Genomic DNA, 23,978 nt, shown 5'->3' with positions numbered 1-23,978 from the left:
ATGCCCGCCTATGATCCGAACAATGTCCTCGCCAAGATTCTGCGCGGCGAGATTCCCTCCATCAAGGTCTATGAGGATCAGGACACGGTCGCGATCATGGATATCATGCCGCAGGCCGACGGGCATGTCCTGGTCATCCCGCGCGCGCCCTCGCGCAATCTTCTCGATGCCGATCCGGCCACCTTCAAGTCGCTCTACGAGACTGTCCAGGTCATCGCGCGTGCCGTGAAGGAGGCCTTCGGCACGGAAGGCGTCCTGGTTCAGCAGTTCAACGAGGCGGCCGCCGGCCAGTCTATCTATCACCTTCATGTCCATGTGATCCCCCGCCGCGTGGGCGAAGGCTTGCGCCCCCATACCGGCAAGATGGCAGACCAGGCCCTGCTTGCGCGCCAGGCCGAGATGATCAAGAAGGCGCTCAACTCGCCGCAGACCTGAAGTGTCTCACGATGAGCGCGCGCTCGGCATGGATCGCCAGATCACGCGGCGGGAGTTTCTGGACGGCATGCTGGTCACCGCCGGCGCGTTTGCGGCGGCAGGGACAGGTACGGTGCTGGCCGAAACCGGCCCTGCCCCCTATCCGCCGGCCCTGACCGGCCTGCGTGGACAGGCGCAAGCATCCTTCAGTCTCCTGCACGCGCTGCGCGATGGCGCCTTCTGGGAGAAAGCCAGAGCGCCCGACGCGACGGGTGAGATCTATGATCTCGTGGTGGTCGGCGGTGGCATCAGCGGCCTGACGGCCTATCTCTATCGGCAGCAGGCGGGCGCCGAGGCCCGGGTGCTCATCCTCGAGAACTGCGACGATTTCGGTGGCCATGCCAGGCGCAATGAATTCACGGCTCACAACGGCACTAGGATCATCGGCTATGGCGGATCGCAATCGCTCCAGACACCGAGCTACTTTTCCCCCGCTGTGAAGCAGTTGCTGCGCGACATCGCCGTCGATACAGAGAAGTTCACGAAATACTACGACCAGGACTGGGCCGCGCGGCACAAGCTTGGCCCGGCGGCCTTCTTTTGCCGCGAGCAATTCGGCGTCGACCGGCTGGTCAGGATCGAAAGGAAAGCCGCCGGCTGGGTGCCGCGGACGCCGCTCAATCCCAAGGCCCGGCGCGATCTCATCGAATTGATCGACGCGCCACGCGATTATCTCTCCGGCAGATCGCGGCTTGAGAAATTCGATATCCTGGCGCGCATCAGCTATGCCGGCTTCCTTACCGAGACCTGTGGCTATGACCCACAGCTTGTCACCTATTTCCAGGAGGCGACGGAGGGCTATCTCGGCATCGGCGCCGACGGTGTTTCGGCGCTCGATGCCTGGGGGGACTGGGAGCCGGGCTTCGACGGCATGGATCTCGGCGATGAGCCGCATCGGACGATGAGCGCCAGCGCGCGGCGCTATCTCACCGATCCCGATCCCTATATTTTCCATTTTCCCGATGGCAATGCCGGCATCGCCCGCGCTCTGGTGCGGGCGATGATACCCGCGGCACTCAAAGGGCGCGGCATGGAAAGCCTGGTCGTGACGCCGGTCGATTATGGCAAGCTCGATCTCACGGGCAACAAGGTGCGGCTGCGACTTGCGGCGCCGGTCGTGAAAGTGGCGCATGACGGCACGCCCGGCGGCGCCGGATCGGTGACGGTCACCTATGTCGCGAAGGGCAGGCTCAGGACCGTCCAGGCCGGGCATGTGGTGCTCGCCTGCTGGCATCGCGTCATCCCCTACCTCACCAACGAGCTCGCGCCGGCGCAGATTGAAGCCCTCAACGATCAGCAGAAGGTTCCGCTGGTGGTGGCCAATGTCCTTGTCCGCGACTGGCGGTCGCTCGCCAGGCTCGGCATCCGCGGCTTCAAATCGCCGGCGGCCTACTGGCATGGCGCGACGATGGACTTCCCGGTCAGCATGGGCGGCTATCATTTCACGCGCACGCCCGACGACCCGGCGCTGCTGTCGCTGTTCAAGGTGCCGCTCGGGGAGCGAGGTGAGGCGCCCAACACCCAGAGCTTTGCCGGACGGCGCCTGCTCATGCAGATGAGTTTCGCCGAGATGGAGCATCACATCCGCGATCTGCTCGGCCGTGCCCTTGCCGGCGGTGGCTTCGATCCGGCGCGCGACATCGAGGCGATCACCATCAACCGCTGGGCGCATGGTTATGCGCGCGAATATAAACGGCCCTGGGACAATTTCTGGCCGGACGGTCCGCTCCCGATCACCGCGGCGCGCCAAAGCTGGGGGCGGATCGCCATCGCCAATGCCGATTCAGGCGCCTATCCATACGCGAATTGCGCCATCGATCAGGCGGCGCGTGCGGTGCGTGATCTTCTCGGCCACTCGCCAGGGCTGCCGGCCTTCGCCGATTTTCCGGGGCCGCCGCGCGACATGATTGGGCTGAAATAACAGATATTTGCCAGGTAGTTCTCGTGGGTCGTTGTATATAATGCATAATTGCATTATATTGAAAGTCGAAACCAGGAGCCTCCATTATGACGAAGCTGACGGTTACGACCCGCGGACAGGTCACGTTTCGCAAGGACGTGTTGCAACATCTTGGCATCAAACCCGGCGAAAGGATCGAGCTGGATTTGCTACCGGATGGCCGAGTCATGCTGAAGGCGGCGCGACCGAGTGGATCTATAGACGGTTTCATCGGCTTGCTTGCTGGCAAAACCAAGAAACCGCTCACGATCGAGGAGATCAACGAAATCACTGCTGCCGGTTGGGCCGGTGAAAAGTGAAAATCACCGTCGACACAAACGTTCTCGTTCGCGCCGTGCTGCAGGACGACGCGAGGCAGGCACGCGTGGCCAATCGGCTACTGCGCGAAGCATCGCTGATCGCCGTCTCCCTGCCTTGCCTGTGTGAGCTGGTGTGGGTATTGAGGCGCGGCGCGAAGATGTCGAATGAAGAATCTTCCGCCGCAATCCGCTACTTGATGGCGGCAAATAATGTTGTGATGAACCGCCCCGCCGCTGAAGCAGGCTTGGCAATACTTGAAGCCGGGGGAGATTTTGCCGATGGCGTCATGGCCCATGAGGGCCAGTGGCTAGGCGGCGAAACCTTCGCCTCTTTCGACAAGCAAGCCGTCGACTTGCTATCGGCGCAGGGTCGCCCTACCCACCTTCTTTCTTAATTCAGCTTCTCTTTCTTCTTCGGCGTCTTGCGCGGCTTGGTTGCCTTCGGCAAAGCCTTGCGATCGGGCGGCATTGGCAGCGCCTTCTCCTCGTCGCGGCCGAGATAGTCGAAATGCAGCTTGCCTTCGCCGTCGTCAGCCTTCTCCAGGAGAATGCGCACGGTGCCGCCCTTGGCGAGCTTGCCGAACAGCACCTCCTCGGCCAGGGGCTTCTTCACATACTCTTGGATGACACGGGCCAATGGTCTTGCACCCATCTGCTGATCATAGCCTTTCTCGGCCAGCCAGCTCGCCGCCTCCTCGGAGATTTCGATATTGATCTGGCGCTCGGACAGCTGTGCCTCGAGCTGGAGCACGAATTTCTCGACGACCTTGCGCACCACATCGGGCGGCAGATGGTCGAAGGGAATGATCGCATCCAGCCGGTTGCGGAACTCCGGCGAGAACATGCGGGTGATTGCTTCCTGGTCATCGCCTTCGCGCACGCTGCGGGTGAAGCCGAAGGCCGCCTTGGCGAGATCCTGGGCGCCGGCGTTGGTCGTCATGATCAGCACGGTGTTGCGGAACTCGACCGTCTTGCCGTTGTGATCGGTCAGCTTGCCGTGATCCATCACCTGCAGCAGGATGTTGAAGAGATCGGGATGAGCCTTTTCGATCTCGTCCAGAAGCAGCACACAGTAGGGATTCTGATCGATACCGTCGGTGAGCAGGCCGCCCTGGTCGAAGCCGACATAGCCCGGAGGTGCGCCGATGAGGCGGGACACCGAATGGCGCTCCATATATTCCGACATGTCGAAGCGCAGAAGCTTCACGCCCAGCACCTCGGCGAGCCGCTTGGCGACTTCAGTCTTGCCGACGCCGGTCGGGCCCGAGAACAGATAGCAGCCGATCGGCTTCTCCGGCTCACGCAGGCCGGCGCGGGCGAGCTTGATGGCGCTCGACAGCGCGCCGATCGCCTTGTCCTGGCCGAAGACCATACGCTTCAGTTCCTTGTCGAGCTCGCGCAGCACCGTCGCGTCGTCCTTCGACACGGTCTTCTGCGGGATGCGCGCCATGGTGGCGACGGTTTCCTCGATTTCGGGAACGCCGATCACCGCCTTGCGCTTGTTCTCCGGCAGCAGCATCAGCGAGGCGCCGGTCTCGTCGATCACGTCGATCGCCTTGTCGGGCAGCTTGCGGTCGCTCATATAGCGCGCCGACAATTGCACCGCCGTCTCGATGGCATCATCGGTGTAGCGGACCTTGTGGAACTCCTCGAAATAGGGCTTGAGGCCCTTCAGGATCTTGATCGCATCCTCGACCGTCGGCTCGTTGACGTCGATCTTCTGGAAGCGCCGGACCAGCGCGCGGTCCTTCTCGAAATGCTGGCGGTATTCCTTATAGGTGGTGGAGCCGATGCAGCGCAGGTTTCCACCGGCCAGCGCCGGCTTGAGCAGATTGGAGGCGTCCATGGCGCCGCCCGATGTGGCGCCGGCGCCGATCACCGTGTGGATCTCGTCGATGAACATGATGGCGCCGGGCTGGCGCTCGATCTCCTTGATCACCGCCTTGAGCCGCTCCTCGAAATCGCCGCGATAGCGGGTGCCGGCGAGCAACGCGCCCATATCGAGCTGATAGATGGTGCAGTCCTTCAGCACCTCCGGCACTTCGCCGTTGACGATGCGCCGTGCCAGGCCCTCGGCGATCGCCGTCTTGCCCACGCCCGGATCGCCGACGAACAGCGGGTTGTTCTTCTGGCGCCGGCACAGGATCTGGATGGTGCGGTTGACCTCCTGCTCGCGCCCGATGAGCGGGTCGATATGGCCTTCGGTCGCCTTCTTGTTGAGATCGACGCAATAGGCCTCGAGCGCGTCGGCTTCGTTCTTCTTCTTGCCTTCGCCGGTCTCGTTGTCGCCATTCTGCTGGTCCTGCTCGACGCCGCGGGCGGGCCTGGAGTCCGACAGTCCGGCGCGCTTGGCGATGCCGTGCGAGATATAGTTGACCGCGTCATAGCGGGTCATGTCCTGCTCCTGCAGGAAATAGGCGGCGTGGCTCTCGCGCTCAGCGAAGATGGCGACGAGCACATTGGCGCCCGTCACCTCGTCGCGGCCCGAGGACTGAACATGGATGACGGCCCGCTGAATGACGCGCTGGAACCCGGCGGTCGGCTTGGATTCCTTGACATTGTCGACGATGAGATTGGCGAGCTCGTTGTCGATATAGCTCTCGAGATTGCGGCGCAGGATATTGATGTCGACGCTGCAGGCGCGCATGACGGCGGCGGCGTCCTTGTCGTCGGTCAAAGCGAGAAGCAGATGCTCCAGCGTCGCATATTCATGGCTGCGCTCATTGGCGATGGCGAGCGCGCGGTGGAGAGCCTTCTCTAGACTGTGGGAGAATGTGGGCACCCTCGTGAGCTCCTATTCCTTTTCCATCGTGCATTGTAGCGGATGTTGGTGCTTGCGCGCAAAGTCCATGACCTGCGTCACCTTCGTCTCCGCGATTTCGAACGTATAAACCCCGCAGATGCCGACACCTTTTTGGTGCACATGCAGCATGATCCGGGTCGCCTCGTCCCTGCCCTTGTTGAAAAACCGTTCCAGCACGACGATGACGAACTCCATGGGCGTGTAGTCGTCATTCAGCAAAAGCACCTTGTACAGCGACGGCCTCTTGGTTTTGACCGCCGTCCGGGTGATCACACCCGTCTGTCCATTGTCGCGTTTCGAGTCTCGCTGGCTCATGTGACCGATTATATATGCGCTGCGGGGAAGAATGGGAGAGGTTTAAAGGCGGCTAATTTGCGTCCCGCCCGGGCGCGAGCCGCATGGCTCGCCCAATTAGCTCCAATTCGCCGCCAATTCAGGCAAAAAGAAACCCGGGGACCGAAGTCCCCGGGTTTAAAAAGCCTAGATTGAAATCCAGACTTACTTTGTCACTTTCGGCGTCAGGGCAGCGAACTTCGACTCGAAGGGCTTGTAAGCTTCCTTCGCGGTCGCGAGGTAGAGTTCGCCGAACTTGTTCATCTGGCCGAGGAACGCCTCATAGGCCTCCTTGGCATAGCCCTGCTGGACTTCGAGAGCCTTGTCGAACGACTTGGCCGCGGAGGCCTTCTCAAAGGCTTCGGTGCCGCGCTCGAACGATTTGCGCGAGAAATCGACGGCCTCGGCCGCGATGGTCTGGAAACCCTTGCTGACGGCGGTAGCGGAAATGACATAGGCGTCAACGCTGTCTTTGCCGAGCGCCTGGAAATCTTCAAACGACTTGATCATTGAGGAAATCTCCTGCTGAATTGGGTATGCAACGCGTCTCTTGATGCAAGGCAATATATGCACTGCACAATGGAAGTCAAGTTTATTTTGCAGTGCACAATTTTTCTTCCTTTGCGGAAAAATGCAGTTTACTGAATAGTAAGCGCGTCTGAGCGAAATTGCCGGGAAGTGGAGCAATCCGAGACTGTTACAGGATTAAAAGACTAGACCTGCGCTAGTAAGCTTGAATCCGATTTCAGTCGCCGGAACGCTACGGAATGGGCTAAAAGCGGAGTCGTTCCGCATCAGGGGAATTCGATGATGGTTTGGACGGTGCTTCGCCGCGTGGGGCTCAGCTTGGCGTTGCTTCTCATTTTAGCTGCCGTCGCCATCGAGCCCGTTTCGGCAAAGCCCAAATTCTCCGCTCTGGCGGTCGATGCCCGCACCGGTGAGATTCTGTTCTCCAGCGACGCAGACGGATCGCGTTATCCGGCCTCCCTCACCAAGGTGATGACGCTTTACATCCTGTTCCAGGAGATGAAGGCGGGACGCCTGACGCTCAACAGCCGCATCCCCGTTTCGCGCTATGCCGCGGGCCGTCCGCCGACCAAGCTCGGCGTCAATGCAGGCGGGACAGTCAGCGTCGAAGAAGCGATCAAGGCGCTCGTCGTGCTTTCGGCGAACGATATCGCGGTCGCCGTCGGTGAGCGTATCGAAGGCAGCGAGGCGGCTTTCGCGCAGCGTATGACCAGGACGGCGAAGACGCTCGGCATGTCACGGACCAATTTCCGCAACGCCTCGGGCCTTCCCGATCCGCGCCAGGTGACGACGGCGCGTGACATCGCCACGCTTAGCCTCAGGGTACAGCGCGACTTCCCGCAGTACTTTCCCTATTTCCGCACGACGTCCTTCGCCTATGGCAAGCGCGTGATCCGCAGTCACAATCGCCTGCTCGGCCGCTTCGAGGGAACCGACGGCATCAAGACCGGCTATATCCGCGCCGCGGGTTTCAACCTGACCACCTCCGCCAAACGTGGCGACAAGCGCATCATCGGCGTGGTGATGGGCGGTCAGACAGGCCGCTCGCGTGACAACTATATGATCGCCATGCTCAACAAGGCTTTCCCGAAATGCGTGGGCGGCACCAAGCTCGCTACCGCCATCGAAGGCACCAAGCCAGGCCCGAGCGCTGAAATCCAGGTCGCCTCCATCGAGAGCCCGCCCGTCAGCGCCGCGACGAGCAAACCCGCCAAAAAGCGGCGCGCCGGCCGCGCCGACGACCAGATGCCGGAAGCCGAGGGTGATGTTGGCGGCCTCGATAGTGCTGAGCTTGCGGCCCAGGCCCAGAGCGCTTCTGGCCTCGCCGGCACGACCTATGCGGCCGTCAGCGCCGATCAGGCCGACCTTGCGCGCGTCTCCGGCGAAGTCGCGAGTCCCGATGCCACGCCGCAGGTCGCCTCCCTCGCCCCGACCCAGGCCACGATGTCGGCAGCGCTTCCCTTCAAGGTGAAGAAGCCCGCTGAAACGCAAGGCGGCCAGGTCATCGTCGCTTCCGTCGCTTCCACCTGGAATATCCAGCTCGGCGCCTATGCCTCCAAGAAGGAAGCCCAGGACGCCCTCTATGCGGCGCGCAGTGCGAGCCCCAAGCTGTTCTCCGACAAGCAGGCCTTTACTATCGAGGTGAAGAAGGGCGAAGAGACCATCTTCCGCGCGCGCATGTCGGGCTTCACCGCCAAGGGCGCCAAGAGCGCCTGCAAGACCCTGTCCCGCAAGGGCGTCGACTGCTCGACGCTGGCACCGCAGTCCTAAGCACTTAGCGCGGGATGCGAAAAAGTGGACGCCCGGTTTTTCGCAATAATCCCGCGCTAAAATATTAAAATCGATCACGCTTATGATTTGGATTGACTCAATCCAAACTCAGCGTGATCTAGAGCAGCACGTCCTTGGCCTGGTTGATCTTGGCGGCGAGGTAGTCCGAGCCGCCGCGGTCGGGATGGAACTCCTTCATCAGCCGGCGATGCGCGTGACGGATTTCATCGGCGCTGGCGCCCTCCTTCAGACCTAGGACTGCGAGCGCCTCGGCCCGGCTCATGACGGCCGAGGGGGCGGCGCCAGTGACGCGTGGGCCCGCCTGCCAGGCCTCGCGCCAGCCGGCCTTGCTGCGGTCGAGCCAGGCTTCGAACAGCGCCCGGCTCTGGTCATTGACCGCCGTGCATTGGCGGTGGAACGCCTTGAGTTCGTCATTGCCGAGCGCCGACAGCAGGCGGCCCTTGTAAGGTCCCGCCAGAACCTGACCGTCCATGCGGCCTGAATCATGGTCGAGCTCCATGGCGAGAAGGCTGGTGGCGACCCGCGAGCGCTGGCCCGCCGTCTTCTGGCCCCAGGGAAAACCGCCGGGGAAAAGCCCTGACTGACCGAGCAGTCCCAGCCCGACAATGAAGATCGGCACGGCGGCACTGAAGGCGCCGCGAAAAGTGAGGAAACCGGCAACGGCGAGGAGCGCAACGCCGCCGGCCTTGCGCATGAAACCCGCCGCCTGGCTCGCCGGCGTCGCTACGAATTGCCGCAACAGCCAATAGCCGCCGAAGGCGATCGCCAGCGCAATTATGAGACTCTGCATGTCAGGCCCTTATCACCTGAGCTGCTCGAGGAGAAGGCGCGCGGTTCCGCCCTTCTCGCGGCTGTGATCGGCGAGCGCCTGGCGCCCGCCAGCGGCATAGACGGCGACCGCCGCCAGAAGCTCGCGCAGCTGGCGGGCGGAGGACGCATCGAGGCGGAAATAGGCGCCGCGCGTCAGCCTGGCGATCTCGCGGAAGGCCTTCTCGGCGATCATGTCGTGGCCTTCCTGGAACATGAAGATCGGCACGTTCAGAAGCCCGATCTCGCCCGCCGTCTGGCACAGGCGGTCGACATTCTCCTCCATCGCATCGCCGACATAGACGGCGGCGCTGATCTTGTTCTGGCCGGCTTCGCGGCGGATATGCCCGAGCACCTTGCCGATCTGCGTGTTGCCGCCCCGGCAATCGACGCCGGTCATCAGCCCTGCCAGCGTCGAGGGCTCGCTCACCCATTTCGAGGCGCGGCATTCATTGAAGCCGCGGAAATAGACGAGCTGGACGTCGATGCCGCCGATTTTCTCGGTCTCAACGAACATTTCGCCCTGGATCTGGAGCGCGCGGTCCCAGGTCGGCTGCCGGCTCATGGTCGCGTCCATGGCGAAGATGAGGCGACCGCGCGTCCCGGCGCTGCGTTGGGCGGGCGGCATACGTTTCACCTGCTCGAGGAAGGATGAAACATCCTCGGCGGCCGAAATCTCAGACTGTGCCGTGCCGGTTTTCGCCGGCGCGTTGGATTTGCCATTGGCCATCCGCCGCCCTCCTCACAAAACGAGGCTACAGATAGGTAAGCCTAGCATGATTCAAAGGATTATTTCTCGGGCAGCGGCCTCGCCGCTCACGATCGCGCCTTCGAACCAGCCGGCGGAGGAAGCAGCGAAATCGGATGTGGCGAAAGCGATCCGCTTTTCCGGCTTCCAGGTTTCGGTATCGCCTATCCAGGTCGCATCCGCCGGCAGGGCCACCCATGTGCCGCGCGCGAAGGGATCGTCCACCCAATCATGCCAGTCCCAGGCGACGAGTTCCGCTTCGGGCAGGAATTGCGCCAGCGAGCGGGCCACCGAAGCGCGATCGTGCGGATCGAGCGTGCCATCAGTCAGGGCGAAGCCGACGATCAATGTCGTGCCGTCCTGGCCTGAGCGTTCCGCGAACAGCCAGCGCAGCCCGCCCGAACCACCACTCGCCAGGATGCCGGGGGCGACGCCTCTCACTTTCAGCCAGAGCTTGATCGAGCGGCCGCCATGGCCCAGTTCGATCGCCTGGCGCTTCCGTGCGGAAAGACCGGGCGTGAAACGAACTGACGAAAGTGCATTCAACGGCAGGCAGGCAATCGCCGCGCGAGCCGCTATGCTCGCGCCATCGGCGCATGTCACGCGGACGCCCTCCGCATCGCGATGAACCTCGCTGACCTCGGCATGAAAGCGCAGATCGGCCTTGGAGGCGGCGATCATCCGCTCCGCTAGGATGCCGGCACCCGGTACCAGCGTGTGGGCCAGCGCCGTCATCATGCTCGCTGGTGTCCCGTCGCCATAAGAGCAGCTCGACAGGAATTCGCCGGCGGAGATCCGGTCGGGATCGCCATTGCCGGAGATCGTCCACCAGGCGAGCGCATAGGCGCGGTCCTCGGCAGATGCCTGGATGCGATCGAGATACTGCGTCAGCGACAGCGGGCCCTGCCATGGATAGGGTTCGCCGGACTTGTAGAGCATAGCGTCGGCCTGGATCGCCGCGAGAGCCGGCGAAATGGGCACCCTCGCTTGCAGGCCGTCGCCGTCATGGACACGATGCTCCGTGACCGGATGAGTTGGCCTGAGCGTGATCCCGGTCCGCGCGGCGTGGTGACGGATTCGGTCATGCCAGGGCGCGATCCAGCCGCCGCCGAATTCCAACAGATCGCGAGTCCCGGCGAAGGGACGCGTGAAGCCGCGCCCGCCGGCGCGGTCGCGCGCTTCGAGAATGATCGTCTTGAGGCCGCGTCCGGCACAGACGCAAGCCGCCGCGGCGCCCGCCAATCCCGCACCCAGGATGACGACGTCGCAGGCGGGCTCTGTCATTCGGCGCCCCGCTCTCCGCTGCCCATGCTCATCAGCGCCGCATTGCCGCCTGACGCCGTCGTGTCGACCGAGCAGACGCGCTCGGTCGCAAAGCGGTTGAGATAATTGGGGCCGCCGGCCTTGGGGCCGGTGCCCGACAATCCCTCGCCGCCGAAGGGCTGGGCGCCGACGACGGCGCCGATCTGGTTGCGGTTCACATACATGTTGCCGACCCGGGCGTGCGCGCGCACTTCCGCCACCGTCGTCTCGATACGGGTATGCAGGCCGAGCGTCAGGCCGAAGCCCGTGGCATTGAGCGCGTCGCAGACTTCCGCCAGCCGGTCGCCGGCGAAGCGCACCACATGCAAAACGGGCCCGAAGACTTCGCGCTTGAGGATCGAGAGCGAGGGAATTTCATAGGCCGCCGGCGACACGAAAGTGCCGGCCTTGGTGGCACTGGGCAGCTGCATGTCGAGGATGGTCTTCGCCTCCCTGGCCATGCGCTTCTTGTGGTCGTCGAGCATGTTGCGGGCATCCTCGTCGATCACCGGGCCGACATCGGTCGCGAAATCGAGCGGATCGCCGATGGTGAGCTCGGCCATGGCGCCCTCGAGCATCGGTATCATCCGACCGGCGATATCCTCCTGGACGAAAAGGACGCGCGCCGCCGAGCAGCGCTGGCCGGCGCTATCGAAGGCGGAGGCCAGCACGTCGCGCACCGCCTGTTCGGGAAGTGCCGATGAATCGACGATCATCGCGTTCATGCCGCCGGTCTCGGCGATGAGCGGCAGGATCGCGCCGTCACGCGCGGCGAGCGTTCGGTTGATGATGGACGCGGTGTCGTTTGAGCCGGTGAAGGCCACACCCGACAGCGCCGGATGGGCGAGCAGGATCTTGCCGATGCGGGCGCCGTCGCCGGGCAGGAACTGGAGCACGTCCGGCGGGACACCCGCCTCATGCAGAAGCTTCACCGCCTCGAAGGCGATGAGCGGCGTCTGTTCGGCGGGCTTGGCGATGGCGGCATTGCCGGCGGCGAGTGCGGCCGCCACCTGACCCGTGAAGATCGCCAGCGGGAAATTCCACGGGCTGATGCAGGCGAAGACGCCGCGGCCATTGAGCGTGATCTCGTTCAATTCGCCGGTGGGGCCCGGCAGGCGCTGCGGCGCCTCGAACTCCTTGCGCGCGCGCTCGGAATAATAACGCAGGAAATCGACCGCCTCTCGCAGATCGGCTTGCGCATTGTCGAGTGTCTTGCCGGCTTCGCGGATGAGCAGCGCCATGAAGCGGGCCGTGTTGGCCTCATAAAGTTCGGCGGCCTTCTCCAGGATCAGGGCGCGGGCGGCGCCGCCCCTGGCGTTCCAGCCGGCATTGGCCTTGGCCGCATCGCTCATCGCCTGGGCGATCGCCTTCTCGTCGGCTTCGGCGACTTCACCAACCTGGACCGAACGGTCGTGCGGCGAAGTGATGGCGCGGACAGGTCCGCCCTTCCCCACTTTGCCGCTCACCAGGGCGCTCGCCTTCACCGGCTTCGCCAGCACCTTGCCGATGTCGGCGAGCATCGCCTCGCGGGTACGGTCGTCCCACAGCGCATAGCCCCGTGAATTGATGCGCGGCGCGAAGATGTCGCGCGGCAGCGGGATACGTGGATGCGGAATGGAATTGAGCCCCGCCACCTGCTCCACCGGATCGGCGATGATCTCGCCGATCGGCGCCTCGTCATCGGCCAGCCGGTTGACGAAGGAGGTGTTGGCGCCGTTCTCGAGCAAGCGGCGCACCAGATAGGCGAGCAGATCCTCATGGCTGCCGACGGGTGCATAGATGCGGCAGGGCTGGCGCATTTTCGGAATGCGCGCCACTTCCTCATAGAGCGCCTGGCCCATGCCGTGAAGACGCTGGAACTCGTAGGAGCGGTCATCGCCCGCCATCACCGTGATCGCCGCGAGCGAATGGGCGTTGTGGGTGGCGAATTGCGGATAGAAGACATCGCGCCGCGACAAGAGATATTTGGCGCAGGCGAGATAGGACAGATCGGTCGACACCTTGCGGGTGAACAGCGAGTAGCCTTCGAGACCCGCTTCCTGGGCGCGCTTGACCTCGGTGTCCCAATAGGCGCCCTTGACCAGGCGCACCGGCAGTTTGCGGCCCGTCTGGCTGGCGAGATCGGCGAGCCACTGCAGCACCGGCCTGGCGCGCTTGCCATAGGCCTGCACCGCGAGGCCGAGCCCGTTCCAGCCTTTGAGCGAAGGCTCGTGCGCGAGGCGGCCGAACAGTTCGAGCGACAAATCGAGACGGTTCACCTCTTCGGCATCGATGGTGAGGCCGATATCGAGCGCCTTGGCCTGGTGCGCCAGTTCGACGACGCGTGGCAGCAATTCCGCCATAGTGCGCGCTTCCTGCTTTTCCTCATAGCGCGGATGCAGCGCCGACAGTTTCACCGAGATCGACGGCTTGCCGAATATGCCGTCGGCGCCGCCGGAGCCGGCGCGCGCGCCCACGACGCTCATCGCGTTCTCATAGGCCTTGAGATATCGGCGCGCGTCTTCGGCGGTGAAGGCGGCCTCGCCCAGCATGTCGAAGGAGAAGCGGTAGTTCTGCGCCTCGAGCGGCTTGGCGATGTCTAGCGCCTCCTCGATGGTGCGGCCGAGCACGAATTGCTTGCCCATGATGCGCATTGCATGCTTCATCGCATTGCGGATGAAGGGCTCGCCCGAGCGCGAGACGAAACGCTTGAGATAGCCGCCGATATCGGTGGTGGTGCCCTGCCCCAGTTGCACGAAGCGGCCGGTGAGCATGAGGCCCCAGGCCGAGGCATTGACGAAAATCGATTCCGACTGGCCGATATGGCGGTCCCATTGCTTGCCGCCGATCTTGTCGGCGATGAGCTTGTCGGCCGTCTCGCCATCGGGAATGCGCAAGAGAGCTTCGGCCAGACACATCAGCACCACGCCCTCTTCGGATGAGAGGGAGTATTCCTGCATGAAGGCGTCTATGCCGCCCTGCTGGCGCCGTCCCGCCCTGACTGCCGCGACGAGCTGGCGGGCGAGCTCCGCCACCTGGCGGGATTGTTCGGGTGAAAGGCGGGCCTCCGTGCTGAGCGACTTGACGAGGGCGGTTTCGTCCGCGAAGAGGAGATTCGAGATCGGGGCGCGGCTGGGAAGAGCTGGAGTAGTGGTCATGTTGCCGGATGATGCTAAACGGGGGCCACTGGTTAGCATCTCTTGGGCAAATCGGAAATGTCTCTGAAGGTCGTCCGTAACATTCTAGATCTGCGCAAGGAGACCACGGTCTGGCGCGCCGAAGGCCTCACCAGTGCCGTCGTTCCGACCATGGGAGCTCTGCATGACGGGCATATCACTCTGGTCCGCGAAGGGCTCAAACAGGCCGATCGCGTGCTGGCGACGATTTTCGTCAATCCGAAGCAGTTTGCGGCGCATGAGGATCTCGGCCGCTATCCGCGCACCGAGGCCGCCGATGTCGCCCGGCTTGAGGAAGCCGGCGCGCATCTGGTCTTCGCGCCTGAGCCGCAGGAAATCTATCCGCCGGGTTTCGCCACCAGCGTCGTTCTGACGGGGCCAGCCAAGGCCGGACTCGAGGATAAGTTCAGACCGGATTTCTTCAACGGCGTCGCCACCATCGTCGCCAAGCTCTTTGCCCAGTCGCAGGCCGACTTCGCCATGTTCGGCGAAAAGGACTATCAGCAACTCATGGTGGTGACGCGCATGGCGTGCGATCTCGATTTGCCGATCAAGGTCATCGGCGTGCCGACGGTTCGCGAGGAAAGCGGCCTGGCTCTCTCCTCGCGCAACGCCTATCTGAGCAAGACGGAGCATCATAAGGCGGCCGCCCTCCATCAGAAGCTCGTCAACGCCGCCAGGAAGATCAGAGCCGGCCAGAGGCCATCGCGCGCCACCGGCGTCGCAAGGCGGTCGCTGGCGTTGCTGGGCTTCCGTGTCGATTACGTGGCGGCCCGCAACGCCGAGACGCTGGCGCAGCCCAAGGGACCCGACGAGCCGCTCCGGCTCCTCGCCGCGGCCTGGCTCGGCAATACGCGTCTCATCGATAATATCGCCGTTTAACCGTCATCGACTCGGAAGGTGATCCTGGCGTAAGGTCACGTCGGGGCGCCCTGTCTGTCCGGAGGTATTCCGGCGTGGTGTCGAAATCCCAGTCGAAGCGCGGCCGCAACCCGGTAACGCAGGAGCTTGCGCGCCTCAAGGGCGAAGTCGATCTTCGCAAACGGGAGCTGGCCGAGGCGCGCCAGCAGCAGAGTGCGACGGCGGAGGTCCTGAAAGCGATCAGCCGGTCGGACTTCGACTTACAGACGGTGCTTGACACCGTGGTTGAACTGGCGGCCCGTCTGTGCGGCGCCAATCTCGGGCAGATATTCCGGTGGGACGGTACCCTCCTGCGCTGGGCGGCCGGCTATGCCCTGAGCCCCGAATTCCTGGAGACCCAGCGCGAACGGACCTATCGGCTTGGGCGGGATTCCATGGTCGGGCGAACAGCGCTCAACAGGCGGGTCACGATCATCGACGATGCCTGGTCGGATCCCGAATACGGTTACAAAGAGAACGCGAAAATCGGCAATATCCGGACGATGCTGGGTGTTCCCCTGCTGCGCTCGGGCGAGTTGATCGGTGTTCTGGCCCTCGTCCATCTCAAAGTCGAGCCCTTCACCGACCGGCAGATCGAGCTGGTGACGACATTCGCTGACCAGGCGGTGATTGCCATCGAGAATGCGCGCCTTATTGACGCCCTCCAGGCGCGCAACCGCGATATTACCGAGGCGTTGGACCAGCAGATTGCGACCGGCGCGATCCTGCGCACCATCGCCGGCTCCCCCACCGATGTCGGGCCCGTACTCGATGCGGTGGCGGAAAGTGCGGCCAGGCTTTGCGAGGCCCGTGATGTGGTGATCATGCTCGCGGAGGAAAGCATGCTCATCCCGCGCGCCCATCAAGGTCCGATACCGCTCAATTTCGTCCGCCGGCCGATCGGGCGCGACTGGGTGTCGGGGCGCGCCATCTGCGACCGCGAGCCCATTCAGGTGTATGACATCCTGGCGGAACGGGTCGAATTCCCGGAGGGCTACGCATTGGCGGAACGCTTCGGCTGGCGCACCATCCTGGCCGTGCCGCTGCTGCGCGAGGATAAGGCCATCGGCGTGATCACCATGCGCCGCGGTGAAAAGCGGCCATTCAGCCAGAAGCAGATCGACTTGCTTGTCCTGTTCGCCGACCAGGCGGTCATCGCTATCGAGAATGCGCATCTCTTCGAAACGCTTCAGCTGCGCAACCGCGAGCTCACCGAGGCGCTCGACCAGCAGACGGCGACCGGCACGATCCTGAGCGCCATCGCCGCCTCGCCGACCGATGTCGGGCCTGTCCTCAAAACTGTCGCGGAGAGTGCCGCACGCCTCTGTGAGGCCTATGACGCGGTGATCTATCTCGCTGATGGCGATGAACTCGTCCTGCGCGCCCATCACGGCCCGCTCCCGGTCGAATTCAAGAATTTGCCGATCGGGCGCGAATTGGTGTCGGGACAAGCCGTCATCGAGCGCGTACCCGTGCATGTGCATGATCTGGCGCTCGAGAAGGATCAATATCCGGCCAGTTGGGCCATTGCGGAGCGCCTCGGCCATCGCACTATTCTGGCTGTGCCGTTGCTACGCGAGGACAAGGCGATCGGCGCTCTCGTGCTCAGGCGTCGCGAAATGCGCCCGTTCGGCCAGAAGCAGATCGAGCTGCTCGTCCTCTTCGCCAATCAGGCAGTGATCGCAATTGAGAATTCTCGCCTCTTTGAGACGCTACAATTGCGCAATCACGAGCTCAGCGAGGCGCTGGAGCAGCAGATGGCGACCAGCACAATCCTGCGCGCCATCGCCGCGTCGCCGACCGACGTCGGGCCGGTCCTCAACACTGTCACGGAGAGTGCGGCACGGCTCTGCGAGGCCTATGACGCCGCGATCCTGCTCGCCGACGGCGATGCGCTCGTCCTGCGCGCTCATCACGGCCCGATTCCGATCGATTTCAGGAATTGGCCGATCGCGCGCGACTGGGCCACTGGGCGCGCCTATATCGACCGCGCGCCCGTGCATGTGCATGATCTCGTGCTGGAGAAGGAGGAATATCCGGCCGGCCAGGCCATGGCGGAGCGCCTCGGTCATCGCACCATTCTGGCTGTGCCGCTTCTGCGTGAGGACAAGGCGATCGGCGTTCTGACGCTGAGGCGTCGCGAAGTGCGCCCCTTCACCCAGAAGCAGATCGACCTGCTCGTCCTCTTCGCCGACCAGGCGGTGGTCGCCATCGAGAATTCCCGGCTGTTCGAGGAACTGCAGGCGCGCAATCGCGACCTGACCGAGGCGATAGAACGCCAGACGGCGACCGCTGAAGTGCTCAAGGCGATCAGCCGCGCGACATTCGACCTACCCACTGTGCTGCGGACCCTGGTCGGATCGGCCGCGCGGCTGTGCGGGGCCAGCTTTGGCGGCATCATGCTGCGTGAAGGCGACATGATGCGCGGCGGCGCGATATTCGCAGGCACACCGGAAGACGAAACGGATATGCGCAGCCGTCTTGTACCGATCGATCGTAGCCGCATCTCCGGCCGTGTGGTGCTCTCCGGCCATATGGAGCATATCGAAGATATTCTGGCAGACCCCGAATTCGACTCTCCGTTTCTCAGCCGGGTTTCGAATATCCGCGCTTTGATGGGGGTGCCCTTGCTGCGGAACGGTGTCGTCGAAGGCGTGTTCTTCCTCGGCCGGCCGGAGCCCGGAAAATTCAGCCATCATCAGAGCGATCTTGTCCAGACATTCTCCGACCAGGCGGTGATCGCCATCGAGAACATGCGCCTGTTCGAGGAACTGCAGGCGCGCACCCGCGAGCTGCAGGAGACGCTCGACTATCAGACCGCCATCGGCGAGGTGCTCAATGTCATCAGCCGCTCACCCTCCGATGTCCAGCCCGTGCTCGATGTGATCATCCGGACCGCCGTCAGGCTGTGCGATGCGGATGGCGGGACGATCGCGCGTGAAAAAGACGGACGGTTCTTCCGCGCCGGCCAGATTGGATTTTCGCAGGAATTCACCGAGCTGATGGTGCGTGAGCCGGTCGAGCTGTCGCGTGGCACCGTCACCGGGCGTACTCTCGTCGAAGGCAAGGTCGTCCAGATTCTCGATGCCGCAACCGATCCGGAATATACTTGGAAGGAGGCGCTGGACCTTGCCGAGTTGCATACTCTGTTGGGCGTCCCACTCCTGCGCGATAAAACTGTGATCGGTACGATCGCGCTCATCCGTCGTACCGTGCGCCCCTTCACCGAGAAGCAGATCGAGCTCGTCACCACCTTCGCCGACCAGGCGGTGATTGCGATCGAGAATGCCCGTCTGTTCGAGGAAGTCCAGGCCCGCACCTCGGACCTCGCCCATTCGGTCGAAGAGCTGAAGGCGCTCGGCGACGTCAGCCGGTCGGTCAATTCGACCCTCGATCTCAAGACCGTGCTGCAGACCATTGTTGCCAAGGCGGTGCAGCTCTCGCACACCGAGGCCGGCGCGATCTATGTCTATAGCGCGCAGGCCGACCAGTTTCGCCTCAGGGCTACCTACGGGATGAGCGCCGACCTGATCGATGCCATTTCCGATCAGCCGATCAGGCTCAATGATCCCGGCATCGGCGACGCCGCGCGGGCGCGCCAGCCCATACAGACGGAAGATCTCGCCGACCACATCCCGACGCAGGTGCACAGGATCGTGCTCGAGGCGGGCTACCGCAGCGTCCTGGTGGTGCCGCTGCTCAGGCCCAACAAGGTCGTCGGCGCCCTCGTCGTCCGCCGCCGGGCGCCAGGCCGGTTCTCCGACGCGACGGTCAGGCTCATGGAAACCTTCGCGGCCCAGTCGGTCCTCGCCATCCAGAATGCGCGGATGTACAGCGAGATCGAGGAGAAGAGCCGCCAGCTCGAGATCGCCAGCCGCCACAAATCGCAGTTTCTCGCCAATATGAGCCATGAGCTGCGCACCCCGCTCAATTCGGTTCTCGGTTTCACCGAGATGCTGGCCGACGGCCTCTATGGCGAGCTACCCGAGAAAGCCAGAACCACGCTCGGCCGGGTCCAGGCCAATGGGCGGCATCTACTCGGTCTGATCAACGACGTGCTCGACCTTTCCAAGATCGAAGCCGGTCAGCTTGTCCTGACGATCGACAACTATGCCATCGGCCAGATCGTCAAGACCGTCGCCGCCACCACGGAGCCCCTCGCCCGGGCGAAGGGGCTGCACCTTTCGGCGACGATCGCCGACGGGCTTCCCCTGGGTCGCGGCGATGAGCGCCGGCTGGCCCAGGTTCTGCTCAATCTTGCCGGCAATGCCGTGAAGTTCACCGAAAACGGTTCGGTGGAGATCGCGGCGAGCGCGCAGGACGGCTGTTTCGAGGTGCTGGTGCGAGACACCGGTCCCGGCATCGCACCCGAGCATCAGGCGCGCATCTTCGAGGAATTCCAGCAGATCGATGAGAGCAGCACGCGCCTTAAGGGCGGGACCGGCCTTGGCCTCGCCATCTCGAAGCGCATCGTCGAAATGCATGGCGGAACCATCGGTGTCGAATCCACCCCCGGTACCGGATCCACTTTCCGCGTGAGAATTCCGATCAAGGCAGATGAAGGACTGGCCGCGGCATGAGCAAGCGCATCCTGATGATCGAGGATACCGAGGACAATCGCCAGATCCTGCGCGATCTATTCGCGGGCACGGACTATGAGCTTCTCGAGGCGGCGGACGGCGCCGCGGGCCTCACCCTGGCGCAGACGCACCGTCCCGACCTCATTCTAATGGACATCCAGCTCCCAGTGCTTGATGGCTACGAAACGACTAGGCGCCTCAAGGCTGATCCCAGCTTGCGCGCCATTCCGGTGATCGCCGTGACCTCCTATGCCTTGTCCGACGACGAGAGAAAAGCGCGCGCGGCGGGATGCGATGCCTATATCGCCAAGCCGTTCAGCCCACGGCTGCTCCTCGCCAAGGTCCGCGAATTCCTGGAATAGAGGATAAGCAACTTGCACGATCCTCCCCGCATTCTCGCCGTCGACGACATGCCGGAGAATCTGGAGATCCTGCGGGTCAGGCTCGAGGCGAACGGCTATGAGGTCGTGACGGCCGCCGATGGCGAGGAAGGACTTGCCGCGGCACGCAGCCTCGCCCCGGATCTTATCCTGCTCGACATCATGATGCCACGGCGCGACGGCATCAGCGTGGTGCGCGAACTGAAAGCGGATCCGGTGCTGCGGGCGGTGCCGGTCGTTCTCGTCACGGCCAAATCCGACACGCGCGATGTCGTCGAAGGCCTCGATGCCGGCGGCGACGATTTTCTATCGAAGCCCTTCGAGCATTCGGCCCTGCTCGCCCGGGTACGCTCCATGCTGCGGCAGAAGAAGCTGCATGACGAGGTCCAGGCGCTCGCGGAAACGCTGGCATCACTGAACGGATCCTTGGAGCAGAGAGTGGCGGCGCAGGTCGCGGAGATCGAAAGGATCAACCGGCTGAGGCGTTTCCTGCCCGAGCAGGTTGCCAATCTGGTGGTCGCCTCGAGCGCGACGGAGGACCCTTTGGCGAGCCACCGGCGTGAGGTGAGCGTCGTCTTCTGCGATCTGCGCGGCTTCACGGCATTCGCGGAAGTCGCCGAGCCCGAGGAAGTCATGACGGTGCTCGCGGAGTACCATGCCTGTCTTGGTGCCATCATCGATCGGCACGAGGGAACCTTGGAGCGGTTTATCGGCGACGGCTTGCTCGTCGTCTTCAATGATCCTCTTCCCTGCGCCGATCATTCCGAGCGGGCGGTGCGCATGGCACTTGCCATGCGCGATGCGGTCGGCGCGCTGTCGGTGAAATGGCAGCGCGAGGGACATGCGCTCGGCTTTGGCATCGGCATCGCCCGCGGCCATGCAACGATCGGGCGGATCGGCTTCGATCGCCGCTCCGATTATGCGGTCATTGGCAGCGTCGCCAATCTGGCCGCAAGGCTGTGCGATGAAGCGCAGGCCGGCCAGATACTGGCGAGCCAGCGGGCCTTTACGCCCGTCGAGCCCGTTGTCGAGGCGCGCCCCTTGGGTGACTTGAAGCTCAAGGGATTCCACCGGCCGATGCCGGCGTTCGATGTCATCCGCTGGCGGGACTAGGTCGTGTGCTTATCAAATTAGGCTGTTCGCCAATGTCCGTTATGTCGTGCATCGCATTCCAGCTTATTGGCGCTTTGACCAGCCGTGCCAGGGCCAACTGAGAGGACCAACCGATGAAGAAAACTCTGACCGCAGTTGCTCTGGGCGCAGTGATTGGCGCCATTGCCGGGCTTCCAGTGAATGCTGAGGATCTTACGCCCTCTCCCTTATGGGGCCGCGCGATGCCGTCTGGTCCCGACGTGCGAGTCAAAATCACGGAGTCTTACGCCCGCATGGTCGCGCGCGACGCCTATTTCTGGGCTTGGCCGATGCTCAATATCTATAATAAGCGGCTCGGTTTCGGTCAGGCGCCGGAACCGGGCTTGTTGGACGGCATTTTGCCCTTTGCGCCCGTTAACCGGCTTGCGATGCTTACGGATTATATCGATCCCGCGGAACGCGCGGTCGCTTGCCCGAACCAGGACGTCGCCTATGGTGGCGGCCCGCTTGGGCTCGACGTGAGTCCCGTTGTCATCCAGGTTCCAGATTTTGGCGATCGCTTCTGGGTCTATCAGATCGTCGATCTGCGCACCGACAGCTTTGCTTCCCTCGGCAAGATGTATGGCACGACGCCGGGCTTCTACCTGCTCGTCGGGCCGAATTGGCATGGCGATGTCCCGAAGGGGATCACCCGCATGTTTCGCTCGACAACCAATACGGGCTTCGTCGCGCCGCGCGTCTTCGTCGATGACACCGTGGAGGACAAGCATGCGGCGCAGGACGCTATCAGCGGCATCGACATGTATCCGCTCGCCGAATTCGACGGAACGATGAAGCGCCGCGACTGGAGCAAGCTGCCGAAGTTCCCCTCGCCAGGCTCGGGCGGAGGCGCCGAAACCAAATGGGTGTTCCCCGACAAGTTCATCGATCAACTGCCTCTCGTCCTCGCCGACGCGCCGCCGCTGCCCGGCGAAGAAGCGCGCTACGCGCAAATGCAGGCCCTCGTCGATGCGACGAAGCGGGATCCCGCGCTCAAAAAGGCTATCATTGACGAGGCAGCGAAAACTGAAAGTGAAATGGTTGCGCCCCTGCTCCAATTTCGCAACTGGGGACTGCAACTGCCGCACAATTGGAGCACCACCTCCAACAACGCCGCATTCGGGACCGACACATTCACGCGCACTGCGGTCGCCAAGTCCAACATCCTCGTCAACGCGCCGCTCGAAACGAAGTATTTCTATCAGGACCTCGACGCTTCCGGCGCGCGACTCAACAGCGCCAACCGCTACACCGTGACCTTCGCCAAGGACCAAACCCCGCCGGTGAACGGTTTCTGGTCGCTCACGCTCTATGACGTCGAGCACTTCTTCGCGCCGAACGATCTCAAGCGTTACTCGGTCGGAACCAAGAATAGGACGCTCGTCACCAACGCCGACGGCTCGCTTGTAATCTACGTGCAGGCCGATCCACCGTCGGAGGCGCAGCGCGCGAATTGGCTGCCGGCGCCGAAGGGAGCCGACTTCTCGCTCTTTATGCGCGCCTACTGGCCGAAGGCCGCGATCACTGACGGCTCATGGACGCCACCTGCGGTGCAACGCATGAACTGAGTTGGAGTACGTCCGGCGCTCTAACGTCCGCTCCTATAGGCGTTTCGCCAGGATCAGCCGGCCTTCTCCGCCGAAGCCGAGGCCTTCATAGAACTTGCCGAGATCATGGGCGTCGCGGGCGTAGGGGGTTACGGTCACCTGATAGAAACTGGCGCCACGCTCCTTCAGAAACGCCTCGATCGAACGAATAAGCTGGCGCGACACGCCCTTGCCGCGCCATTGGGGCAGCACATAGAGATCGCCCATCTCGGCGCCCCAGCCGAACTCGATGCCGAATTCGAGCGAGACGGTGGCGACGCCGATCGTGCCGCCTTCGGCCTCGGCGATGAACAGGCCGCAATTGTCGAGACCGGCGAGCGTGGCGGTGTTCCGCCGGATGATTTCGTCGGGCGTGTCGAACTGCTCTTCGCGGAAGAAGCGGATGAGAAGGTCGGCCGCGTCGGCGAGGTCGTCGCCGCCGCCGAGCTTGCGGACCTCAAGAGCGCTCATAGAAGCCCGAGCTCGATGAGCTCCTTGCGCATCTTGGGCGGAATGTCCTTGCCGCGCTCACCCCTGGGCAGGTCGCGCGGCGCGTCCTCGTCCTTGAGATAACGCCAGCCCTGAAAGGCGCGGCGCGGTATCGGCTGGACCGGGAATATCTGATGCTTGAACTCGATGCGGCAGCGCTCGATGCCGTCATTGCCGGTCACCGGGACGAGGTCGGCGATCGGTGTTCGGCACAGGACGACACCGCGGATCACCCAATAGAGCGAGCCGCCCGGCAGGATCTCCTCCTTGCGGCGCGGGAACATGCGGGTCGTATGGCTGAACTCGTCGCGGCCGGCTTTCGAGTCCTTGAGCCATCGGTACATGTCGTCAATGTCTTCGCTGCCGACGGACAGCTTGATGATATGAAGAGGCATGGTCACGGTCGTTCTTTGAATGGCCGTGTATTATGCTACGATCCCGCCATGCGGACAAACGCTCCGGGCTGGGTTATCCGCAAATGATGTGAATAACCGGGAGATTGACCATGAGTGTCGCCAAAGTCATCGAACTCACCGCCGCCTCCTCGAAAAGCATCGAAGACGCCATCGAACAGGGCATCAAGCGCGCCGATCAGACACTGGACCAGGTCGAGGGCGTCTGGGTGCAGGACATTAAAGCGACCGTCAAGAACGGCAAGATCGCCGAATGGCGCGTCAATATGAAAGTGACCTTCCTGCTCAAGAACTGACCG

At 63.2% G+C, this 23,978-nt stretch carries 20 protein-coding genes; 11 read left to right on the top strand and 9 right to left on the bottom strand.

Translation table 11 applies throughout. The features are described 5' to 3' along the window. From G5V57_RS28465 to G5V57_RS28450, 4 genes are all read left to right on the top strand, one after another. Nucleotides 1–435: an HIT family protein gene (locus tag G5V57_RS28465; RefSeq protein ID WP_165171689.1), complete on the top strand. Its 435-nt coding sequence runs from the start codon at nt 1–3 to the stop codon at nt 433–435. Nucleotide 436: 1 nt separating this feature from the next. Continuing rightward, the gene (locus tag G5V57_RS28460) at nt 437–2,395 is read left to right on the top strand and encodes an FAD/NAD(P)-binding protein (RefSeq protein ID WP_246737407.1); all 1,959 of its coding nucleotides are present in this window, start codon (nt 437–439) and stop codon (nt 2,393–2,395) included. 86 nt (nt 2,396–2,481) lie between these two features. Continuing rightward, on the top strand, nt 2,482–2,733 hold the full coding sequence (locus G5V57_RS28455) for an AbrB/MazE/SpoVT family DNA-binding domain-containing protein (protein WP_165171687.1): 252 nt from the start codon (nt 2,482–2,484) through the stop codon (nt 2,731–2,733). Next, entirely contained in the window at nt 2,730–3,128 is a 399-nt protein-coding gene (locus G5V57_RS28450) for a type II toxin-antitoxin system VapC family toxin (RefSeq protein ID WP_165171685.1), read from the top strand. Before G5V57_RS28455 ends, G5V57_RS28450 begins: the two co-directional genes overlap by 4 nt. Here the strand turns inward: G5V57_RS28450 and clpA are convergent. The 3 genes from clpA to G5V57_RS28435 all read right to left on the bottom strand — a co-directional run bounded on the left by clpA (nt 3,125) and on the right by G5V57_RS28435 (nt 6,379). Continuing rightward, nucleotides 3,125–5,515: an ATP-dependent Clp protease ATP-binding subunit ClpA gene (gene clpA / locus G5V57_RS28445; RefSeq protein WP_165171683.1), complete on the bottom strand. Its 2,391-nt coding sequence runs from the start codon at nt 5,513–5,515 to the stop codon at nt 3,125–3,127. The genes G5V57_RS28450 and clpA overlap by 4 nt on opposite strands. A gap of 12 nt (nt 5,516–5,527) precedes the next feature. Further along, nucleotides 5,528–5,851 (bottom strand): ATP-dependent Clp protease adapter ClpS, encoded by a 324-nt coding sequence (gene clpS / locus G5V57_RS28440; RefSeq protein WP_165171681.1) that lies wholly within the window; start codon nt 5,849–5,851, stop codon nt 5,528–5,530. 183 nt (nt 5,852–6,034) lie between these two features. Then, nucleotides 6,035–6,379 carry a phasin family protein gene (locus G5V57_RS28435; protein WP_165171679.1) on the bottom strand — a complete coding sequence of 115 codons (345 nt, stop codon included), beginning with the start codon at nt 6,377–6,379 and terminating at the stop codon, nt 6,035–6,037. Nucleotides 6,380–6,676: 297 nt separating this feature from the next. On the opposite strand from G5V57_RS28435, the gene G5V57_RS28430 reads away from it, so the two are divergent. Beyond that, complete coding sequence (locus tag G5V57_RS28430; RefSeq protein WP_165171677.1) at nt 6,677–8,167, top strand: D-alanyl-D-alanine carboxypeptidase family protein; 1,491 nt, start codon at nt 6,677–6,679, stop codon at nt 8,165–8,167. 118 nt (nt 8,168–8,285) lie between these two features. On the opposite strand, the gene G5V57_RS28425 is transcribed toward G5V57_RS28430, so the two are convergent. From G5V57_RS28425 to putA, 4 genes are read right to left on the bottom strand one after another with little or no spacing between them, the layout of a single operon-like run. After that, nucleotides 8,286–8,978: a DnaJ domain-containing protein gene (locus G5V57_RS28425; RefSeq protein ID WP_165171675.1), complete on the bottom strand. Its 693-nt coding sequence runs from the start codon at nt 8,976–8,978 to the stop codon at nt 8,286–8,288. Nucleotides 8,979–8,990: 12 nt separating this feature from the next. Continuing rightward, nucleotides 8,991–9,725, bottom strand: a complete 735-nt coding sequence (locus G5V57_RS28420) for a VWA domain-containing protein (RefSeq protein ID WP_165171674.1) — start codon at nt 9,723–9,725, stop codon at nt 8,991–8,993. 51 nt (nt 9,726–9,776) lie between these two features. Beyond that, a complete protein-coding gene (locus tag G5V57_RS28415; RefSeq protein WP_165171672.1) occupies nt 9,777–11,027 on the bottom strand; it encodes an NAD(P)/FAD-dependent oxidoreductase in 1,251 nt (416 codons plus the stop codon). After that, complete coding sequence (putA, locus tag G5V57_RS28410; RefSeq protein ID WP_165171670.1) at nt 11,024–14,182, bottom strand: bifunctional proline dehydrogenase/L-glutamate gamma-semialdehyde dehydrogenase PutA; 3,159 nt, start codon at nt 14,180–14,182, stop codon at nt 11,024–11,026. The genes G5V57_RS28415 and putA overlap by 4 nt, the downstream gene beginning before the upstream one ends. Nucleotides 14,183–14,239: 57 nt before the next feature. Between putA and panC the strand changes: the two genes are divergently transcribed. The 5 genes from panC to G5V57_RS28385 all read left to right on the top strand — a co-directional run bounded on the left by panC (nt 14,240) and on the right by G5V57_RS28385 (nt 22,759). Continuing rightward, the gene (panC, locus tag G5V57_RS28405; protein ID WP_165171668.1) at nt 14,240–15,082 is read left to right on the top strand and encodes a pantoate--beta-alanine ligase; all 843 of its coding nucleotides are present in this window, start codon (nt 14,240–14,242) and stop codon (nt 15,080–15,082) included. Between the two features lie 74 nt (nt 15,083–15,156). Then, nucleotides 15,157–19,680, top strand: a complete 4,524-nt coding sequence (locus G5V57_RS28400) for a GAF domain-containing protein (RefSeq protein ID WP_165171666.1) — start codon at nt 15,157–15,159, stop codon at nt 19,678–19,680. Then, entirely contained in the window at nt 19,677–20,042 is a 366-nt protein-coding gene (locus tag G5V57_RS28395) for a response regulator (RefSeq protein WP_165171664.1), read from the top strand. The genes G5V57_RS28400 and G5V57_RS28395 overlap by 4 nt, the downstream gene beginning before the upstream one ends. A 12-nt stretch (nt 20,043–20,054) precedes the next feature. Next, nucleotides 20,055–21,173, top strand: a complete 1,119-nt coding sequence (locus G5V57_RS28390; protein ID WP_165171662.1) for an adenylate/guanylate cyclase domain-containing protein — start codon at nt 20,055–20,057, stop codon at nt 21,171–21,173. Nucleotides 21,174–21,445: 272 nt separating this feature from the next. Next, a complete protein-coding gene (locus G5V57_RS28385) occupies nt 21,446–22,759 on the top strand; it encodes a DUF1254 domain-containing protein (protein ID WP_246737406.1) in 1,314 nt (437 codons plus the stop codon). Between the two features lie 33 nt (nt 22,760–22,792). Here the strand turns inward: G5V57_RS28385 and G5V57_RS28380 are convergent, their stop codons facing one another. Both G5V57_RS28380 and G5V57_RS28375 read right to left on the bottom strand, forming a co-directional pair. Next, entirely contained in the window at nt 22,793–23,248 is a 456-nt protein-coding gene (locus tag G5V57_RS28380; protein WP_165171658.1) for a GNAT family N-acetyltransferase, read from the bottom strand. Beyond that, entirely contained in the window at nt 23,245–23,661 is a 417-nt protein-coding gene (locus G5V57_RS28375; RefSeq protein ID WP_165174306.1) for a DUF1489 family protein, read from the bottom strand. Before G5V57_RS28375 ends, G5V57_RS28380 begins: the two co-directional genes overlap by 4 nt. A gap of 110 nt (nt 23,662–23,771) precedes the next feature. Here G5V57_RS28375 and G5V57_RS28370 point away from each other — a divergent pair, with 110 nt between their 5' ends. Continuing rightward, entirely contained in the window at nt 23,772–23,975 is a 204-nt protein-coding gene (locus G5V57_RS28370) for a dodecin family protein (RefSeq protein ID WP_165171656.1), read from the top strand. Nucleotides 23,976–23,978: the final 3 nt, after the last annotated feature.

The sequence above is a fragment of the Nordella sp. HKS 07 genome (assembly GCF_011046735.1).
GTDB lineage: Bacteria > Pseudomonadota > Alphaproteobacteria > Rhizobiales > Aestuariivirgaceae > Taklimakanibacter.
Note: the sequence above shows the minus strand (reverse complement) of the source record. Positions and strands in the feature narration are given on the sequence as shown.

What these genes read in the sequence shown, in the direction of transcription:
- clpS (WP_165171681.1), bottom strand. Translation starts at nt 5,851, where the DNA reads ATGAGCCAGCGAGACTCGAAACGCGACAATGGACAGACGGGTGTGATC.
- G5V57_RS28375 (WP_165174306.1), bottom strand. Translation starts at nt 23,661, where the DNA reads ATGCCTCTTCATATCATCAAGCTGTCCGTCGGCAGCGAAGACATTGAC.
- G5V57_RS28425 (WP_165171675.1), bottom strand. Translation starts at nt 8,978, where the DNA reads ATGCAGAGTCTCATAATTGCGCTGGCGATCGCCTTCGGCGGCTATTGG.
- panC (WP_165171668.1), top strand. Translation starts at nt 14,240, where the DNA reads ATGTCTCTGAAGGTCGTCCGTAACATTCTAGATCTGCGCAAGGAGACC.
- G5V57_RS28385 (WP_246737406.1), top strand. Translation starts at nt 21,446, where the DNA reads ATGGTCGCGCGCGACGCCTATTTCTGGGCTTGGCCGATGCTCAATATC.
- G5V57_RS28370 (WP_165171656.1), top strand. Translation starts at nt 23,772, where the DNA reads ATGAGTGTCGCCAAAGTCATCGAACTCACCGCCGCCTCCTCGAAAAGC.
- G5V57_RS28420 (WP_165171674.1), bottom strand. Translation starts at nt 9,725, where the DNA reads ATGGCCAATGGCAAATCCAACGCGCCGGCGAAAACCGGCACGGCACAG.
- G5V57_RS28415 (WP_165171672.1), bottom strand. Translation starts at nt 11,027, where the DNA reads ATGACAGAGCCCGCCTGCGACGTCGTCATCCTGGGTGCGGGATTGGCG.
- G5V57_RS28395 (WP_165171664.1), top strand. Translation starts at nt 19,677, where the DNA reads ATGAGCAAGCGCATCCTGATGATCGAGGATACCGAGGACAATCGCCAG.
- G5V57_RS28430 (WP_165171677.1), top strand. Translation starts at nt 6,677, where the DNA reads ATGATGGTTTGGACGGTGCTTCGCCGCGTGGGGCTCAGCTTGGCGTTG.
- putA (WP_165171670.1), bottom strand. Translation starts at nt 14,182, where the DNA reads ATGACCACTACTCCAGCTCTTCCCAGCCGCGCCCCGATCTCGAATCTC.
- G5V57_RS28465 (WP_165171689.1), top strand. Translation starts at nt 1, where the DNA reads ATGCCCGCCTATGATCCGAACAATGTCCTCGCCAAGATTCTGCGCGGC.
- G5V57_RS28435 (WP_165171679.1), bottom strand. Translation starts at nt 6,379, where the DNA reads ATGATCAAGTCGTTTGAAGATTTCCAGGCGCTCGGCAAAGACAGCGTT.
- G5V57_RS28380 (WP_165171658.1), bottom strand. Translation starts at nt 23,248, where the DNA reads ATGAGCGCTCTTGAGGTCCGCAAGCTCGGCGGCGGCGACGACCTCGCC.
- G5V57_RS28455 (WP_165171687.1), top strand. Translation starts at nt 2,482, where the DNA reads ATGACGAAGCTGACGGTTACGACCCGCGGACAGGTCACGTTTCGCAAG.